This window comes from Micromonospora sp. NPDC003776, assembly GCF_053605645.1.
The window spans coordinates 1-17,219 of sequence record NZ_JBSGJR010000079.1; the positions used below are offsets into that span (position 1 = coordinate 1).

12 protein-coding genes are annotated in these 17,219 nt (G+C 68.1%); 7 read left to right on the forward strand and 5 right to left on the reverse strand.

Going from position 1 to position 17,219, the window contains the following annotated elements; genetic code table 11:
- Window positions 1–176: 176 nt before the first annotated feature.
- Both ACWEVO_RS09960 and ACWEVO_RS09965 read right to left on the reverse strand, forming a co-directional pair.
- Entirely contained in the window at window positions 177–1,934 is a 1,758-nt protein-coding gene (locus ACWEVO_RS09960; RefSeq protein ID WP_452307180.1) for a hypothetical protein, read from the reverse strand.
- Between the two features lie 27 nt (window positions 1,935–1,961).
- Entirely contained in the window at window positions 1,962–3,716 is a 1,755-nt protein-coding gene (locus tag ACWEVO_RS09965; protein ID WP_452307181.1) for a hypothetical protein, read from the reverse strand.
- A gap of 555 nt (window positions 3,717–4,271) precedes the next feature.
- On the opposite strand from ACWEVO_RS09965, the gene ACWEVO_RS09970 reads away from it, so the two are divergent.
- From ACWEVO_RS09970 to ACWEVO_RS09985, 4 genes are all read left to right on the forward strand, one after another.
- On the forward strand, window positions 4,272–5,594 hold the full coding sequence (locus ACWEVO_RS09970; protein WP_452307182.1) for a hypothetical protein: 1,323 nt from the start codon (window positions 4,272–4,274) through the stop codon (window positions 5,592–5,594).
- 192 nt (window positions 5,595–5,786) lie between these two features.
- Entirely contained in the window at window positions 5,787–7,706 is a 1,920-nt protein-coding gene (locus ACWEVO_RS09975) for a CRTAC1 family protein (protein ID WP_452307191.1), read from the forward strand.
- A complete protein-coding gene (locus ACWEVO_RS09980; protein WP_452307183.1) occupies window positions 7,703–8,716 on the forward strand; it encodes an enediyne biosynthesis protein in 1,014 nt (337 codons plus the stop codon). Before ACWEVO_RS09975 ends, ACWEVO_RS09980 begins: the two co-directional genes overlap by 4 nt.
- Window positions 8,717–8,718: 2 nt before the next feature.
- Window positions 8,719–10,629, forward strand: coding sequence for a KedN5 family methylcobalamin-dependent radical SAM C-methyltransferase (locus ACWEVO_RS09985; protein WP_452307184.1), 1,911 nt, complete (start codon window positions 8,719–8,721; stop codon window positions 10,627–10,629).
- 540 nt (window positions 10,630–11,169) lie between these two features.
- Here the strand turns inward: ACWEVO_RS09985 and ACWEVO_RS09990 are convergent.
- Window positions 11,170–12,558 (reverse strand): fatty acid desaturase, encoded by a 1,389-nt coding sequence (locus ACWEVO_RS09990; protein WP_452307185.1) that lies wholly within the window; start codon window positions 12,556–12,558, stop codon window positions 11,170–11,172.
- A 106-nt stretch (window positions 12,559–12,664) separates the two neighbouring features.
- On the opposite strand from ACWEVO_RS09990, the gene rfbA reads away from it, so the two are divergent.
- Window positions 12,665–13,537 carry a glucose-1-phosphate thymidylyltransferase RfbA gene (rfbA, locus tag ACWEVO_RS09995; protein WP_452307186.1) on the forward strand — a complete coding sequence of 291 codons (873 nt, stop codon included), beginning with the start codon at window positions 12,665–12,667 and terminating at the stop codon, window positions 13,535–13,537.
- Here the strand turns inward: rfbA and ACWEVO_RS10000 are convergent.
- Both ACWEVO_RS10000 and ACWEVO_RS10005 read right to left on the reverse strand, forming a co-directional pair.
- Window positions 13,534–14,148, reverse strand: coding sequence for a copper resistance CopC family protein (locus ACWEVO_RS10000; RefSeq protein ID WP_452307187.1), 615 nt, complete (start codon window positions 14,146–14,148; stop codon window positions 13,534–13,536). The two genes, rfbA and ACWEVO_RS10000, sit on opposite strands and share 4 nt — an antisense overlap.
- A complete protein-coding gene (locus ACWEVO_RS10005) occupies window positions 14,138–14,725 on the reverse strand; it encodes a hypothetical protein (RefSeq protein WP_452307188.1) in 588 nt (195 codons plus the stop codon). The genes ACWEVO_RS10000 and ACWEVO_RS10005 overlap by 11 nt, the downstream gene beginning before the upstream one ends.
- Window positions 14,726–15,393: 668 nt before the next feature.
- Between ACWEVO_RS10005 and ACWEVO_RS10010 the strand changes: the two genes are divergently transcribed.
- Together ACWEVO_RS10010 and ACWEVO_RS10015 are read left to right on the forward strand one after the other, a co-directional pair.
- On the forward strand, window positions 15,394–16,359 hold the full coding sequence (locus ACWEVO_RS10010) for an ATP-binding cassette domain-containing protein (protein WP_452307189.1): 966 nt from the start codon (window positions 15,394–15,396) through the stop codon (window positions 16,357–16,359).
- Window positions 16,356–17,177: an ABC transporter permease gene (locus tag ACWEVO_RS10015; protein ID WP_452307190.1), complete on the forward strand. Its 822-nt coding sequence runs from the start codon at window positions 16,356–16,358 to the stop codon at window positions 17,175–17,177. Before ACWEVO_RS10010 ends, ACWEVO_RS10015 begins: the two co-directional genes overlap by 4 nt.
- Window positions 17,178–17,219: the final 42 nt, after the last annotated feature.

Consider the following 17,219-nt stretch of genomic DNA (forward strand, 5'->3'; position numbering starts at 1 on the left):
AGTCGTCGATCTTCACGTACAGTGCGGTGAGAAGGGTGTTGATGTCTGTCGTCACAAACGGATCATCAACACCCTTCGCTGCATCCGCAGCCCCGTCCTGAGTTAGGACTTACTCGTCTAGGGGATGTGAAGGCGGGGCAGCGGCGCTCTGCCGGTGCCCCGCCTTCGTCGAGCAGTTAGCGGAGGTCCTTGGCGCCAACTACGAACAGCAGTCCGTGCGGGCGTGCGTCTCCGGTGGTGCCGTGCGGCCAGGCCGGCCGGTTGAAGCTCAGGCACGGGGTGTCACTGTTCTCGTCGCGGAAATCTCGGTCCACGGTCAGCTGCCCCGCCGCACCCACGTCGAACATGCAGACCTTGTGGTTGCCGTCTGTGCCGGTGGCGGCGATGAAGTACTCCGACGTGGCGATCCGTTGCGTCTGCTTTGTCTCCCGGTACCGGCCGTCGGGGCCGAGCCGGAAGTTGTCCATGGTGGCCCAGTGCGGTCCGCCGTAGGTTTCGTCGTGGATGCCTACGGTGCCGGCCAGGGTGGGACAGTCGCTCTCGGCCCCGCCGCTGAAGGTCTCGGCCTCGGTATCGACATGGCATTTGACCCGGTGACCGGAGGCGAGCAGCTTGCGGATGTCCAGCGCGTACAGCATGCCCGTGTTGGTGTCGCCCGGCGAGCCGTAACCGCCGCCGAGCACTAGGTGGTAGAGGTACCGGTCGTCCGGGCTCACCTGCAGCCAGGAGCCGCCGTCGATGGCGCTGGTCGGCGTGTCCGTCGGGATCAGGGCCTTGAACGCCGTCTGATCGTCGTACACCTCACGCCACTGGGGGTCGGGCATGGTGATGTCGGGCGTGTAGTACACGGCGCCGTTGAGCGTCGCGGCGAACGCGCCCCGGTGCTGCGGCGCGTTGGTCAGCGTGGTCTCCATGACGCCGTACCCCTCACCGAGGATCGGATCCGGCACCGGACGCGGGCCTGGCGACAGGTGGGACACGGAGATGACCTTGGGGTGGTTGCGGTCCTTGATGTCGTAGACACGCACTGTGTCCCGGATGATCGGCGGACCGCTCGGCATCACGCCGCCGATGAGGTTGCGCGCCTCCGAGAAGTCGCTGGTCACCATTCGGTTCAAATCTTCACGTACCGCGATGCCGTGCGGGTTGGCGCAGGTGGGCGTGGCCAGAGCGGGGATGTTGCCGCAGGTCGGACCCTCGCTGGTGGCCGATGCGGCCGGCGCCTCGGACAGCACCTCACCGGTCGCGCTGAGTCGCACGACCTCACCGGGGCTGCCGCCGAACCCGTTGCCGACCCGGGTCTGCCCGTCGGAGTACCGGCACGCGCCGGACACGTCGGGGCCGCCGAGGTAGGTGGCGTACGCCGTGCCGTCGGAGAGCATGTGGTAGGCATCCGGCAGCGAGCCGCACGGGGTGGCGGTCGACGGCACGACGCCCCGCAGCCGCACCTCGGGCAGTGCGCTGACGTCGAAGGCGTATGTCACGTCGGACAGCAGGCCGCCGGCGAACACGGTGTCGCCCTTGTGCCACTGGTACTGCAGGTGGTGCGGCTCGTTGCCCGTCAGCGGCCCGAGCGTGACCGTGTTGGCCACATGCCCGTACGTGGGCGACCCCTTGGTGACGTCGACGACTGCGAGAAAGTCCGGGTTCGACGTCGTGGGATCGGGCTGGTTCGCGCTCGCGTCGCCGGCCCACACCAGCAGCCACTCGTGCGGACGGCCCCGATTCAACTCGCGACGGATCTCGCCGGTGATGTGGTTGGTGACGTGGTATTCCTGCCCGTCCGGGCCGCGAACGCTGAACACCTTCGTGTCGACGCCCTGGGCTAGGGCGACCGTTCCGAAGTCGGCGCCGGCTGCGCCGAAAAGCACCGCGATGATCGTGGCGGCGGCACCGGCGCGCCGGGCCCACGGCTTGCGGCTGACTCTCTTCATGGCTGCTCCTTGGAGTCGTGAGCTGGGCTAGCGCAGGTCCTTGTCGGCCACGACGAAAAGCAGCCCATGCGGCCGTGCCTCGCCGGTGGCGCCGTGTGGCCAGCCGGCGCGCTTGAAGTCGACGCACGGCGTGCCGAGCACCTCATCCTTGAACGCGGTGTCCGGGGCGAGCTGGCCACCCGGTCCGGCCGTGAACATGCAGACCGTGTGGTTGCCGTCGTGGTTGGTGAACGCCGTCCAGTAGTCCGACAGCGCGATCCGGCCGACCCGGTCGTCTTCCCGGTAGAACCCGTCGTTGCCGAGGTGGAAGGTGTCCATGACGGCGGCCTGCGGACCGCCAGTGGTTTCATCCCTGATCGGTACGACGCTGGCCAGCGTCGGGCAGTCCGGCTCGGCACCGCCCGCCGCGACCTCGGCCAACGTGTCGATTTTGCAGGCGACGTCATTGTCGGCGGCCAGCAGCTTGCGGATGTCGAGGGCGTAGAGCATGCCCGTGTGGGTGTCGCCCGGCGAGAAGGCACCGCCCCCCATCACCGTGTGGTAGAGGTACCGGTCATCCGGGCTCACCTGGATCCAGGTGCCCGCGTCGGCATTCGGTGTCGGGGTGTCGGTCGGGAACAGCCGGGCGAACGCGTTCGAGTCGTCGTACACCTCGCGCCACTGCATGGTCGCCGCGGTGATGTCCGGTGTGTAGTAGATGGCACCGTTGGCGGTCGCGACGAAGGCGCCGCGGTGGTTCGGTAGATGGGTCACCGCGGACTCCAGGGGCCCGATGCCCTCGGTCATTCGGACGTCCGGTTCGACCCGCGGCCCCTGCGGCAAGTGCTGCAGCGACACCAGCTTAGGGCGGTTGCGGTTGCTAATGTCCATGACGCGCGCCGTGTCCCGCAGGCTGAACAGGGGGGACGGGTGACCCCCGATGGTGTTGCGCGGCTCGGCGAAGTCGGTGACGACCATCCTGTTCAGGTCCTCCCGCACGGCGAGACCATAGGGGTTGGCGCAGCTGGGCTGCGGCAGCGCGGGAATGTCGACGCAGGTGTCCGTCGGCGGCGCGTCGGGGAACAGCGGTGACGGTGGGATCGGGGTGCCGATCTCACCGTCGGCCAGGGACGTCGCGATCTCGGCCAGCACCTGCCCATTGGGAGCGATGTGGACCAGTTCCCCCGGCGTACCGAAGGATCCGTTGCCGACCCGCACCTGCCCATCGGTGTACCGGCAGGGGCCCTCGGTAGGACCGGCCGCGACCATGCTGCCGTACGCGGTGCCGTCCGAGAGCACGTGGTAGCTCGCGGGCGCGGTGCCACACTTGGTGGCTGAGGGCGGGGTGATCCCGCTCAGCCGCACCTCGGGCAGACGCTTGACGTCGAAGATGAACGTCGTGTCGGTGAACAGGCCACTGGCGTACACCTTGTCACCCCTGTGCCACTGGTACTGCAGGTGGTGCGGCTCGTTGCCGAAGACGTTGTCGACGGTGACCGTGTTGACCACCGTTCCATAGCTGGGCGATCCCTTGGTGGCGTCGATGACCGCGAGGAAGTCCGGCTCCGAGGTCGTCGTCGGGTCGGGCTCGTTGTTGCTCAGGTCGCCGGCCCAGACCAGGAGCCATTCCTTGTGACTGACTCTGGGGCCGAGCGCCTGCCGGCCGAGCGGGGTGAGGTGGTTGGTGATGCGGTAGATCTGGCCGTCGGAGGCGCGGACGCTGGACGAGATGACCGAGGCGCCTGCGGCGGGTACCGGGCCGAGCCCGACGGCCGCGACCATCGGGAGGACGGGGACGATCAACGCGGCACCTAGGCGACGGAGGCGTGGAAGAAAGGCCTTGAGAACAGGCATGGGACGCTCCTGGAGACCTAGCGGTGGGTGAAGGACGCGGTAGGCTGCCAGGCACGCTACTACCTATTTATCAACCAGTCTAGGAGATCGGCTTGCTCAAACGCGGCCGTGGACCAGTTCTCTTTAATAATCTAGAGTGCCGGGGTAACCGAGCCGTGGAGCGTCGACATGACCGCACCCCTGCCCGCCACCATCTGCCTGACCGTCCTCGCTGAGGCCGGCGCCGCACTCGCGGCCGGCACCGCCATGTTGCGTCCCTTCACCGGATCGGACCGGCCGCCCCGCGGCCTGATACGCGTGGCAGCCGGGATCGCGGCCACGGCCCTGGTCCTGCTCGCCGTCCCCGGGGCGCTGCCGATGGCCGGCGCCATCGTCCTGGCCGGCACCGTCGCGGCCGTACCGTCCACGCTCGCCCGGCCCCGCCTCGCGCTGGCAACCGGCCTGCTGGTCGCCTGCTCGGTCGGGGGTGCGCTGGCGGGCGGGCCGGACCCCGTACGAGTCGCAGTGGGCCTGATCCAGGAGGTCGCGGCCGCGCTCTGGCTGGGCGCCGTCCGCGCGCCCTCCGGCACCGCGACCAGATTGACCAAGGCTCTCGCCCTGACCGGTGCGATCGCCCTCACCGCCGCCTGGTGCGGGCAGCTGCTCCTGGGCCCTGCTTCGCTGACACCGGGTGACGGCTGGACGTCCGTGATCGCCACCACGCGGAGCATCCTGACCCTCGTCTGCCTCGCGTGGCTGGCGTCCACGCTTCGCGGCCATACCGTCCCCGCCGGGGCGCAGGTGGTCGGCGTGGCCTGCCTCGTCGCCCTCGCCGCCGTTGGCGCAGCCGCACGTCCGGTGGCACCGCCGCCCGCCGGCGAACCGGTACTCGCGTCGGTCTCCGTGGCCGGGCAGCCGGTTCCGGTCCTCGTCACGCCCGGCCGGCCCGGCTGGAACCTGGTTCACCTCGGCCCCGGCGCCACCATGGTGGGCACGGATCCCGCGCACGCGGCGGCGGCCACCACCCGGCCGGGAGCCGGCAACACCTGGGCAGAAGTGCAGTTGCCCGCTGGTCGAACCCGACTGTGGATCGGCGACGGCCGCCAGGGCGCGTGGCTCACCGTCGACACGGGTAGCGACCGGACCGCGCCCAACCTACGCGGCCCCGACGGTCCCGAATGCGCCAGCCAGGCGCTCGGACGGCTGCTGTCCGCGCACCCGGGACGATTGCTGTCCTGCCCGGCCGACGAACTGGGCCCGGCCGACGCCGCGGCGTTGCGGGCGACAGTCCGGTTCATCGCCGAGCGTGGCACGACCGCGATGGGGCTCGTCACGGACGATTCGCCGCGCGGTGTCGCGGCAGCCGCCGTCGTCGAAGGCGAAGCCACGCGTCTGCGCGTCGAGACGACCTCGGACGCCAAGGGGAAACCGCTGATGGTGCTGGCCGGCTGGGCGGTCGGGGACCGCGCGGTGCGGGACGTCGCGAGCGGAAACACCCGCGCCGAGGCCGTGTACCTTGCGCCATGGTTGCTCAACTCGCCACTGCTGTCCCAGCCGGCGGGGCAGCTCATCCCGCTGCGTTTCGATCCCCGGGCGGCCACGTCGCACGCCTACCTCAGGGCTCTCGGCACCCGCTTCCCCGGCGAGTCGCCGTCCGCGGCCGGGTACGAGGGATGGCACGGTCCTGGGCTCGACGCCACACCGGTTCGCCTCTACGCCGCGTCACGCGTGTTCGTACCCGGCGATCCGCTGCTGAAACCGCACCAGCATCACTCCACCGTCGCCTCCGCCACCTGGCTTCCCAACGGCACGGTGACGGCGGTCAGCCCACCGTGGGCCGCCGCATAGCCCTTGCCGTCCATTCCGGGCAATTACCCACACGAATTGCGCCACAACAAAAGCAATTCCCGAGAACCCCACCTCCCCGCGAACGGGCAGAATGCGTAAGGGCCGAACCAACCGCGGCGCCTAGGGGGACCTGTGCCATCACAAACCACCGACGCGATCCGCCGGCTCCTGCCGAGCGTACTCGTCCTCGTCATGGTCTTTGCGGCGTTCACGATTGCGCGTTTACCCGCAGCCTCCGCGGCCACCCGCGAATCGTTGGCAGCGGGCTTCCATTTCACCGAGCTTCCCATCGCTCTGCCGCCGAACCTGCCGCGCAACACCATCCGCCAGGTCAACCCCGAATATCGAAAAATTCAGGCCTGGATCTCCTCCGTCGGCGCCGCCGTGGCGGTCAACGACCTGGAGGGCACCGGGGTGGCCGACGACCTGTGCCTCGTGGACTCCCGTAGCGACTCGCTGATCGTCACACCGGTGCCCGGCACCGGCGGTCGCTACACGCCGTTCGTCCTGGACCCCGCTCCGCTGCCCACGAGCAGCACCATGGCGCCCATGGGCTGCGCACCCGGGGACTTCAACGGGGACGGCCGGATCGACCTGCTCGTGTACTACTGGGGACGCACACCCGTCCTCTTCATGGGCCGTCCGGGCGCGGCGGCGTTGAGCCCATCCGCATACGTGCCGACCGAGCTGATACCGGCCGCGGCCGCCACGTCCGGGGACGGGAAGTACCACGGCCTGCTGTGGAACACCAACGCCGTCACGGTGGCGGACTACGACGGCGACGGCCACCCGGACATCGGCGTCTTCAACTACTTCCCGGACTCCGAGGTACTCAACCCGGCCGGCCAGCCCAACGTGCAGATGAACCACTCGATGTCGCACGCGACAAACGGTGGCGGGGCGCACATCCTGCGCTGGACGGCCGCCACCACCGGCGTCGCGCCGTCGGCCTCGTACGAGGAACAGCCGCGTGCGCTCGATCCCGCCGTGGCCACCGGCTGGACGCTCGCCGCCTCGTCAGCGGATCTCGATGCCGATCTGCTGCCGGAACTCTACGTCGCCAATGATTTCGGCAACGACCACCTTTTCTACAATGTGTCGACGCCCGGGCACATCCGGTTCCAGCTCACCACCGGCCAGCGCGGCGCCATGACGCCGAAATCCTCCGTTCTCGGTCACGACTCCTTCAAGGGAATGGGAATCGACTTCGGCGACCTACAGCACAACGGCCGGTTCGACATGTTCGTCAGCAACATCACCACTTCGTGGGGTTTGCAAGAAAGCAACTTCCTCTGGGCCAACAACGCGGCGAACGCGGCCGAAGCCCGGGCGAAGCTCAGCGAGGGTACGGCCCCGTTCGACAACAAGGCATCCGACATGCACGTGGCGTGGGCCGGTTGGGGCTGGGACGCCAAGATGGCCGACTTCGACAACAGCGGGAATCTCTCGATCGTGCAGACGACCGGGTTCATCAACGGGGACATCGACCGCTGGGCCTGGCTCCAGGAGCTTGCCATGACCAACGACGTTCTCCTCGACAACCCCGCTATGTGGCCGAAAGCGGCGGCGGGCGACGACATCGCGGGCAACCAGCCGATGGCGTTCTGGGTCAAGGAGTCCGACGGCCGGTTCGTGAACCTGAGCCACGAACTCGGCGTCGACGTCTCCGGCCCCACCCGGGGTATCGCGGTCGCGGACACCACCGGAAACGGCGCGCAGGACTTCGCCGTGGCCCGCCAGTGGGGCGCTCCGGTTTTCTACCACAACACCCGCGCCGCCCACGGCGACTTCCTGGGCCTTCGCCTCTACCGTCCCGCCACGGCCGCGCCCGGTCAGCCCGCGCCGTCCCGCGGCACGCCAGCCTACGGCGCGGTCGTGCGGATCACCATGGCCGACGGCCGGGTGCAGCTGGCCCAGCTCGACGGCGGTGGCGGCCACTCCGGCAAACGCAGCTTCGACGTCTTCTTCGGTCTCGGCGAGGCGGCCGGCAAGCCGGTGAAGGCCGAGCTCAGCTGGCGAGACACCGCCGGCTCGGTGCACAAGCAGGCGCTCGACCTCGCCCCTGGCTGGCACGACCTCATGCTCACGACGAACGCCCAGGAGGTGGCATGACCGACACACAGGAGGCACGCATCGACGGCAGCCCACTCAAGCTACGCGAGTGGGACGCCCCGGCGGTGCCGCCCGCTTCGGCGCCCCCAGCACCGAGCCAGAATCAGCGTGATCCTCGGTACCTGGCGCTACGCAACTTCGCGATCTCCATCTCGGTCTTCAACGTTCTCGGCTACACCGTTCTCGGCTTCGAGCAACCCTGGGCCTTCCCCTTGCTCGCCGTCGCCACCGGGTACGCGGTCGAGCTACTCCTCGAGCTGGCCTCCGCATGGGGCGCCCGACGCCGGCCGGCCTTCCTCGGCAACGGGCCGCGCGGGCTCTACACCTACCTGCTGCCGGCGCACATCACCGCGCTCGCGGTGAACATGCTGCTGTACACCAACGACCGGTTCGGGGCGGTGGCCTTCGGGGTGGTCGTGGCTATCGGCGCCAAGTACGTGTTGCGGGCCCCGATCTACGGCAAGATGCGGCACTTCATGAACCCGTCGAACTTCGGGATCACGGTGACGCTTCTCGTCTTCTCGTCGTGGATCGCCATCGCCCCGCCGTACGAGTTCACCGAGCAGATCCCCGACGTGTTCTCGCTCTACATCCCGCTGGTCATCGCGACAGCCGGCACAGTCATCAACGCCCAGCTGACGAAGAAGATCCCGTTGATCGCCGGCTGGGTCGGCTCGTTCGTCATCCAGGCGCTGCTGCGGCACTACATCTGGGATGTCGAACTCTGGACGGCGCTGGCCGTGGTCACCGGCGTGGCGTTCGTGCTGTTCACCAACTACATGATCACCGACCCGGGCACGACGCCGAGGTCGGGGCGGGCGCAGTTCATGTTTGGCTCCAGCGTCGGCATCGTCTACGGCATCCTCATGCTTTTCAACGTCGTCTACACGCTCTTTTTCGCGCTCACCGCCGTGTGCCTCGCCCGGGGCCTCTACTGGTGGGCACGCTGGTTCCTGCAGGCCCGGGCAGAGCGCCGGGCCGGCGGGCACGGCGCCGTACAACCTGAGTGACGGTGAGTGACGTGCCACGCAAACGCATCGTCTGGATCGTCCAACAGGGCATCTGGGACATGCCCAAGGAGTCCATGCCGCTCGCCGCCGGCTACCTGAAGGCGACGGCGCTCGCCTGCGAACCGATACGCGATGAGATGGACATCCAGATCCTCAACTTCGGTGGCGGGGACACCGTCACCGTCATGGCGGAGACGATGTTCAGCGGCGGCGCCCCCGACGTGCTGGCATTCTCCGTCTTCGGCTGGAACTACCACGCGTTTGGGGCGCTGGCCGAGACGTTCAAGCAGATCCGCCCGGACGGCTGGGTCGTCTACGGCGGCACGCACGTGGCCAACCAGGCCGAGCGGGTCTACCGCCAGTACCCGCAGGTCGACGTGGTGGTCAACACCGAGGGCGAGTTCGTCTTCCGGGACCTGCTGCTGGCCTACCTGGCCGGGCGCAAGCCGCAGGAGCTGACCGACGTCGGCGGTATCAGCGTGCTCGTCGAGCCCGGACAGGTGATGACCACGCCGGCGCCCGAGCGAATAAAGGATCTGGACGACATCCCGTCGCCGTTCCTGACCGGCGCCATCCCCATGACCGACCATCGTGGGGAGTTTCGGTACGACGTGGCGCTCATGGAGACCAACCGCGGCTGTCCGTACCGGTGTGCCTTCTGCTACTGGGGGGGCGCAGTCGGGCAAAAAGTCCGCGCGTTCTCGATGGACCGGCTGCGCGCCGAGCTGGAGGTGTTCGCTCACTACAAGGTACACACTGTGGTGCTCTGCGATGCCAACATCGGGCTGCTGCGCCAGGACCTCAGCTTCGTCGAGGAAGTCATCCACACTCGCGATAAGTACGGCTACCCCAAGTCCGTGGAGGGGTCCTGGGCAAAAAACAAGTCCGCCGTGTTCTACGACATCGTGCGGCGGATGAAGGCGGCGGGCATGAGAAGCTCTTTCACGCTAGCGCTGCAGACGCTGAACGACCCCGCGCTGGATCTGATGCATCGGCGCAACATGAAGCTCAACGACTGGGAGGATCTCGTCGGCTGGCTACGCGACGAGGGCCTCGACTGCTACGCGGAACTTATCTGGGGCTCCCCTGGGGAGACGGTCAACTCGTTCTTCGAGGGGTATGACAAGCTGGCCACGTACATGACCCGCATCGCGGTGTATCCATTGCTGCTGTTGCCGAATACCGAGTATTCGGAGAACAAGGAGCGCTTCGGCTTCCGCACGGTGCGCGGTGAGAGCGACGACTTCGAGTACGTGCTGGCCCACCAGAACATGACCGTCGCCGAAAACCTCGAGATGAAGCGCTTCATCCTTTGGGCGCGGGCGATGGCGGAGCACCTGGTGCTGCGGCACATCTGGGCGCCGCTGCGGGCGCTGGCCGGCCTGACACAGTCCACCGTGATCCGTGGAATGATCAAATGGTTCGAGGGCACCACGCACCCGGCAGCAGTCCGGCTGAACGCGCTGGCGACACGGCTGGAACGCCAGCCAGGTGCCGTTCCAGCCTTCCTGCGCGAACTGTACGGCGAGCCGGAGCTAGACACCCTGCTCACCGCGTGGTGGACCGAGGTCATCCTGCCGCAGCTGCCGACAAAGCACGCCGAACTGCTGACCGAGGTGTTCCGGTACGACCAGCTGACCCGGCCGGTCTTCGACCCTCCTGCAGCATCGCCGATCGACCTCCCCGTCGAGTACGTCGACGGCGAGGCGTACTACCACCGTGCCGACGAGCCGTTCGCGTACGACGTCCCGGCGTTCCTCGAGGCCGTACGGCTCGGCCGACCGGTCGACACCGCACCGCGACGGACACCGGTGTCCCTGTACCTGCGGGTCGGGTTCCACGCTTACTACGGCAACCACGAAGAGGGCGTGTACTACGTCGGGCACCCGATGCAGGAACTGCGCCACGGCTGACAGGGACGGGTGACGGGCCGCATTCATACCCGTTCTTGAAGGTCGGCGTGGGTTTCCAGCCGGTCGGGGCCTACAGAACGCCGGGGCAGGCGTAGGAGACGAGTTCGGGTGCCGGAAAGCCGCTGCGTTGCGGTCCGTTGGGTGATGCGGCACCGCCCTTCTCTGGTGTCGCTGCCGTCACGGGTGTTCGTGGGGTGGCGTAACTCCGTAATGGAGGCTGCCTTCATCGGCACGCGGGCGCTGCCCTTGCGGCGTCTCGTCGCGGCAAGCCAGGTGCCGGAGAACCGGCGCAACACCGACCGGGCCGCGGTAGTCCAAACTCACCGAAAGGTGCCCGGTCCCGAGGCCGCCGGCTCCTGATACGACTTCTGATATCAGGACAAGAGAGGCCTCTCCCGGGACGCCGAACAAGCGGCCGGTCCCCACCTTCAGCCCCAGGGCGGCTTTCCCTGGCCGTAACGCCCGGCATCCTGTGGTCTCCTGCTGTTCTCGGCATCGCAGAGGTGATGCCGGGCCAACGGTCGATACCATCAATGGCGACTACCCGCCATATGTCCGCCAAGCACCGGCTGTCGGGCGTGTGGTGGCCGGGAGGCACGCACCGGCGCCACCTTGACCACCGTCCGGGTAGGCGGAACGGCCGCGAGCGTGTGCGAAGGCCCGCTGCAGCGCACGGGTCTGCGGTAGGTCGAGCGCCGGGTCCGGCAGAGGCGCTGCGGACATGCGGGTGAACACGCGGTCTATCGCCTCGCCGAGGGACCAGGCGTGCATGTGCGGGTAGTTGGTGAAGCCTGGGCATCCGTTTTCGAGGTGGTCGAAGCGCTCGTACGTGCTCATCGTCCACTGCTCGGTGCGCGGATGCCGGTGGTGGTGGTCGTGATGGATCGAGTCACCGGGCAGCACCGCGACCCGTACTGGGAGGTGGTAGCCCAGCAGCCGGATCCACCAGAGGGCCCATGCCGCGATCCGCCGGCCAGTCGGCAGCGTCCGGCTCGGCGCCGCGTCCAGAAGGAAGCGGCTCTGCTGGAGCAACACGAGGCGCAGCCGGGCGGGCTGGTCGAGCAGCGTTCCCCAGTGGTGCTCGCTGAACGTGCCCACCAAGCCGGTCACGTTGAACACCACGAACAGTGGCACCACGTAGCCCAGCAGCAGCTCGGGAAGGAGGTCGAATCGATACGCGCCGGCGACCAGGGACGCCGCGAACAGCCACACCGCGGCCTTGCGGTGCCACGGCTCCCCGCGCTGCCAGTCCCACAGCCGGTAGCGCGTGTAGAGCAGGTAGGTCCATGGAGTGAGGATGAGATAGGCCAAGCGCCGGTAGTAGTAGCGCTTCGGCATGCCGGGAGGGAATCCCAGTGGCAGGAAGACCGCCTCCTGGTCCTGGTAGGTGCACATCGCGCGGGTGTGATGGCTGCGGATGTGCTCCTCGCGGTACGAATCCAGCGACGATGAGAAGGACACCAGCGACGCCGAGAAGGCCAGGGTGCGGTTGACGCGGCGCGACTCGAACAGCGTGTCGTGCGTCGCGTGATGGAAGATGTTGAACAGCGCCCAGGTGCGCCCGGCCAGGATGAGCCACAGGACTGGCAGCAGGTACCACAGCCGTGCGGAGACCGCCAGGCAGCCGAGGGCGACCGTGAGCGCGAAGCCGCCGAACGCCTCGATCGTGTAGACGAGCTTGCTCCGACGCACCAGGGGCTTCTGGCCATGGTGCGGGCAGCCGCAGATCCAGGTGACGACGGCCTCGAGCAGGACAGCCACCTGCCGCGGGAACGTGCCCTGGATAGCCCGGCTGACCGATTCCCGCACGTCAGTGTTGACGTTACGCGCCCGCTCGACGAAGGCGGCGCGTTGCGGCTCGTTCGCTGGTGAAGTTTCCAGTGTCTCTGTGGAGAACGGATCCCAGACGTCGGTCGGTATGGCCCTCATTCTTGCCATGGTGCCCAGCCACGATGTGACCATCAAGGACGTTTGCTATATTTTTATGAAGTGACGTTCCGGACGTGAGCGCCGAGGCGAGCGGAGGGAAGGCGGCATGAAGGGAATCGTCCTGGCCGGGGGCACCGGCAGCCGGCTGTTCCCGTTGACCCGGGTCACGTCGAAGCAACTGCTCACGGTCTACAACAAGCCACTCGTCTACTACCCGCTCTCCGTGCTGATGCTTGCCGGCATCCGCGACATCCTGATCATTTCGACGCCGTCCGCCATGCCACTCATGCGCCGCCTACTCGGCGACGGCGCCCAGCTCGGCCTGCGGCTCTCCTTCGCCGTACAGGACGAGCCGCGAGGCATCGCCGAGGCGTTCACGATCGGCGCCAACCACATCGGCGACGACAGGGTTGCCCTGATCCTCGGCGACAACCTCTTTCACGGTGCCGGCTTCGCTCAGCTGCTGCAGGAGTGCGCGGCGTCGGCAGCGGGTTGCACGCTGTTCGGATACCCGGTCTCCGACCCTGAGCGGTACGGCATCGGCGAGGTCGACGGTTCGGGCATGCTCGTCTCCATCGAGGAAAAGCCGTTGCGCCCCCGCTCGAACAACGCCATCACCGGCCTCTACTTCTACGACAACGAGGTGGTCGAAATCGCCCGGCGCATTAGCCCGTCGGCGCGCGGTGAGCTGGAGATCACCGACGTCAACTATGAGTATCTCAAGCAGGGCCGGGCGAGGCTGATCCGGCTGAGCCGCGGCAACACATGGTTCGACTGCGGCACCCACGACTCCCTCCTCGCAGCCGGCCAGTACGTGCAGATCATCGAGAAACGGCAGGGCGTGCGGGTGGCCTGCCTCGAGGAGATCGCGCTGCGGATGGGGTTCATCGACGCGGACGCCTGCTATCGGCTGGGCGCGCAGATGAGCCAGTCGGACTATGGCCGGTACCTCACCGAAATTGCGTACGCCCTGGACTAGGGTGAGTTCCCCTCGCGGTAACGCCATGCCCTCGCGGCGCCCGGCCGTTTGTGCCGCGGGCGCACCCACATCAGGAAAAGCACCACCACCAGAACAGCGCCGTCGATCACCAGCAGGACCGCGCTTGCCGCGTCGACCTGATGCTGGTGGCCCGTGACGGATGCGATCATCGTCTGTTGTGCCGCCACGGCGGGAAGCGGCGCCGGCGCCGCGCCGGTGCCGGCGCTGAATCGGTACACCCCGGTGGCGCTGCTGCCGTCGAGGAAGATGACGTGGTAGGCGATCGTGAAATCACCAGGCGCGGTGAGCCGGATGGGGAGCTGCAGCTGCTCCGGGCCAGGTTGTTGAACGTCTCCGTCTGCCAGCTCACCGCCGCCGGCGTCGAAGACGGCGACGTGCGAGTCGTCCCCCCACACCTTACCGGCGAAGCGCAGGGTGACCTTGTCGGGCAGAGCTGCCAGTACCGCTCCCGACGCCGGCTCCGCCGAGACCAGCGAGCTGTCTGCGCTGGCCACGCCCGGCAGCGCCGCCAGAATCACCATCACGACGGCGGCCAGCCGGGCTGTGTGCCGGCCCAGTCGGCCGGCACGCAGCCGAAGATCACGCCGCATGCGACGCGAGGGCAAGCGGCTGGTTCGGGCGCCCGACACAGCTGCACTCCATGGCCTCCAACTCGGAGGGCCTCGGACGCAGGTGGAGGTACATCGCGATCACCATCGGGATGAAGACGATCGAGTTGTAGAACAGGTGCAACTCAACCCTCGGGTAGACGAGCTGCAGCAGGCTGGTCGGTACCGGCTTGCTCCAAAAGTTGTGCCCAGTCTGTGCCTGGATCAGGAGCAGGAAGTGCTCGATGTGATGCCAGAACTGGATACCCAGCGCCACGGTCCACCAAGTGCGGGCCCGCCCGGCGAACCCGGGACGCAGCAGAAACAGGAAGCCCAGCATCACGACCGCATAGCCGTAGTGCAGCCACTCGGATGTGATCAGCGAAGGGTAGAACTGGCCGAGGATGCCGCGGGCCTGCGGCCTGGGCCACCCAAGCAGCCAGATCTGGTACGCCTGCACGAGGTGCTCTGCCCAGTGCCCGAGCGTGACGGCCAAGAAAACGTTGAGGGCGGCCCTGTGATGGGGTCCGTTGAGCCACAAGAGCATCCTTTGCTTCGGCATCCTGGCTGTTTGCGTCATGGTCTGGGCCTTCCGGACGTACGGCGCGGAGCAGATCCTCCCGAAGTTATGCCAACACCAACCGGGTTTTCGTCTTCTATATTGCTCAATGCGAGAGTGCCAGCGGCGTGTTTTGTACCGCCCTTGCTGAAGATCGCCTTCTTCACCATGTCGGGGGTGCGCCAGCGGTGCCGGCAGACAAACGTCAATCCCAAAGCGGAAGGAAGAACCATGAACTCTCAGAGAGCATCGAGAGGTAATGGCATCGCAAAGGCGTGGCGTCGCTCTCTTGCCGCATGGTCGCCGCCGCTCCGCCGCTCGTCGGCTCGCTTCTACCGCCAAGCATTTCCTTTTCGGCGCTCAATGGCGCGCCGGCAGGTCGGCCCGTACCCGGTCGACCCCGGCCTGTTGTTCGTTCCCGTCGGCGACGCGCCGAAGCCGACCATACGGAGGCCTGCCCGTTCACCGCCCAGGCTGCCCAACCGCAGCTCCCGACGCGGCCCACTGTCTGCGTGTCGGCTACGCCCGCCATCGCATCTTGACACGCATGAACTTCTACGCATCCTCGCCAGTTGCACGGCCGGGGCCCACTCCTGCGGCCCGTCGCCGCGTCGAGGGATGAGGGCCGCGGGAGCAGATGACAGCGATCTGTGCGGGCTCTGCCAGCGGCCGCTGCCAGCATCGACAGCATGCAGTACGGATTCCAGGCCGAGGCCCTCGTCAAGCGTTTCGGCACGAACACAGCGCTCAACGGCGTCGACTTCGCGGCCCGCCCGGGCACGGTACTGAGCGTGCTCGGCCCCAACGGCGCGGGCAAGACCACGGCGGTACGGATCCTCGCCACCCTGCTGCGTCCGGACTCGGGCACGGCCACGGTGGGCGGGGTGGACGTGGTGCGCCAGCCGGCCCGGGTGCGCCGGTTGATCGGCATCGCCGGGCAGGACACCTCGGTCGACGAGGATCTGACCGGCGCCGAGAACCTGGTGCTCATTGGCCGGCTGCTCGACCTGCGCAAGGCCGAGGCGACCGCCCGGGCCACCGAGTTGCTGGAGCGGTTCGAGTTGACCGAGGCGGCCGGCCGCCGGGTGGGCACCTATTCCGGCGGCATGCGGCGCCGGCTCGACCTGGCGGCCAGCATGATCGGCCGACCCTCGGTGATCTTCCTCGACGAGCCGACGACCGGGCTCGACCCGGCCAAGCGGGAGGAGGTCTGGCGGATGATCCGGACGATGGCCGGCGACGGCACCACCGTCCTGCTCACCACGCAGTACCTCGAAGAGGCGGACACCCTCTCCGACGACATCGTCGTCCTCGGCCAGGGCAAGGTGATCGCCAACGGCAGCCCGGACGAGTTGAAGCAGATCGTCGGCGGGCAGGCCATCCAGCTGCGCGTGGCTCACCTGGCCCAGGCGAGCGAGGCGGAGGCGATCCTCGCCGGCGTCGCCGGGCACGCGCCCGACCAGATCGGTCCCGGGGTGCTCACCGTGCCGGTGGTCGGCGACACCGCGTTCACCGAGGTGGTGCGCCAGCTCGCCGCGGCGAACATCGCGGTGACCGAGCTGTCCCTGCGGCTGCCCAGCCTGGACGAGGTGTTCTTCACCCTCACCGGCCGGCACACCGCCGCGCCCGAGCGCGAACAGGAGGTGGCGGCGTGACCGCGACCAGTGTTCCCAGCCAGTCCACGGGCACCGCGCCCGAGCCGGTCAGGCGCCCGTACGGGCTGCTCCGGCACAGCCTCGCGCTGGCCGGGCGGAGCCTCACCAAGGTGCGCCGCACCCCGGAGGGGCTGGCCCACGCGGTGCTCATCCCGGTGATCTTCCTGGTGATGTTCGTCTACCTCTTCGGCGGCGCGGTCTCCGGCAACACCAAGCAGTACCTCCAGTTCATCTTCCCGGCGGCGCTGGTGATGACCGTGATCATCTCCGGCATCATGATCACCGGCGTCAGCCTGAACGCGGACATCCGCACCGGGGTCTTCGAACGGTTCCGCAGCCTGCCGATCGGCCGGTCGGCGCCGCTGATCGGCTCGGTCGTCGGCGACCTGGTCCGGTACGTGATCTCGCTGGTCACCGTGTTCGCCTTCGGTTACCTGCTCGGTTTCCGGGTGGAGACCGGCCTGCTCCAGGCGCTCGCGGCCTGCGCCCTGACGGTCTTCTTCGGCTTCTGCCTGAGCTGGGGCTACGTGCTGGCCGGCGTGGTGTCCCGGGACGCCGCCGGGGTGCAGGGCATCGTCACGCTCACCATGTTCCCGCTGGCCTTCGGCACCAACATGGTGGCGCCCACCGACACCCTGCCCGGCTGGCTGCAGGCCTGGGTGAAGATCAATCCGGCCAGCCACGCCATGGAGGCGTGCCGGGGCCTGCTGCTCGGCGGGCCGGTGGCCGGGCCGGTGATGCGTACCCTGCTGTGGTCGGTCGGGCTGCTGGCGTTCTTCATGCCGCTGGCCGTACGCGCCTACCGCCGGCGTACCTGAGCGTCGATGAGGGCGAGGGCGTCGGCCCGTTCCCGGGCCCGC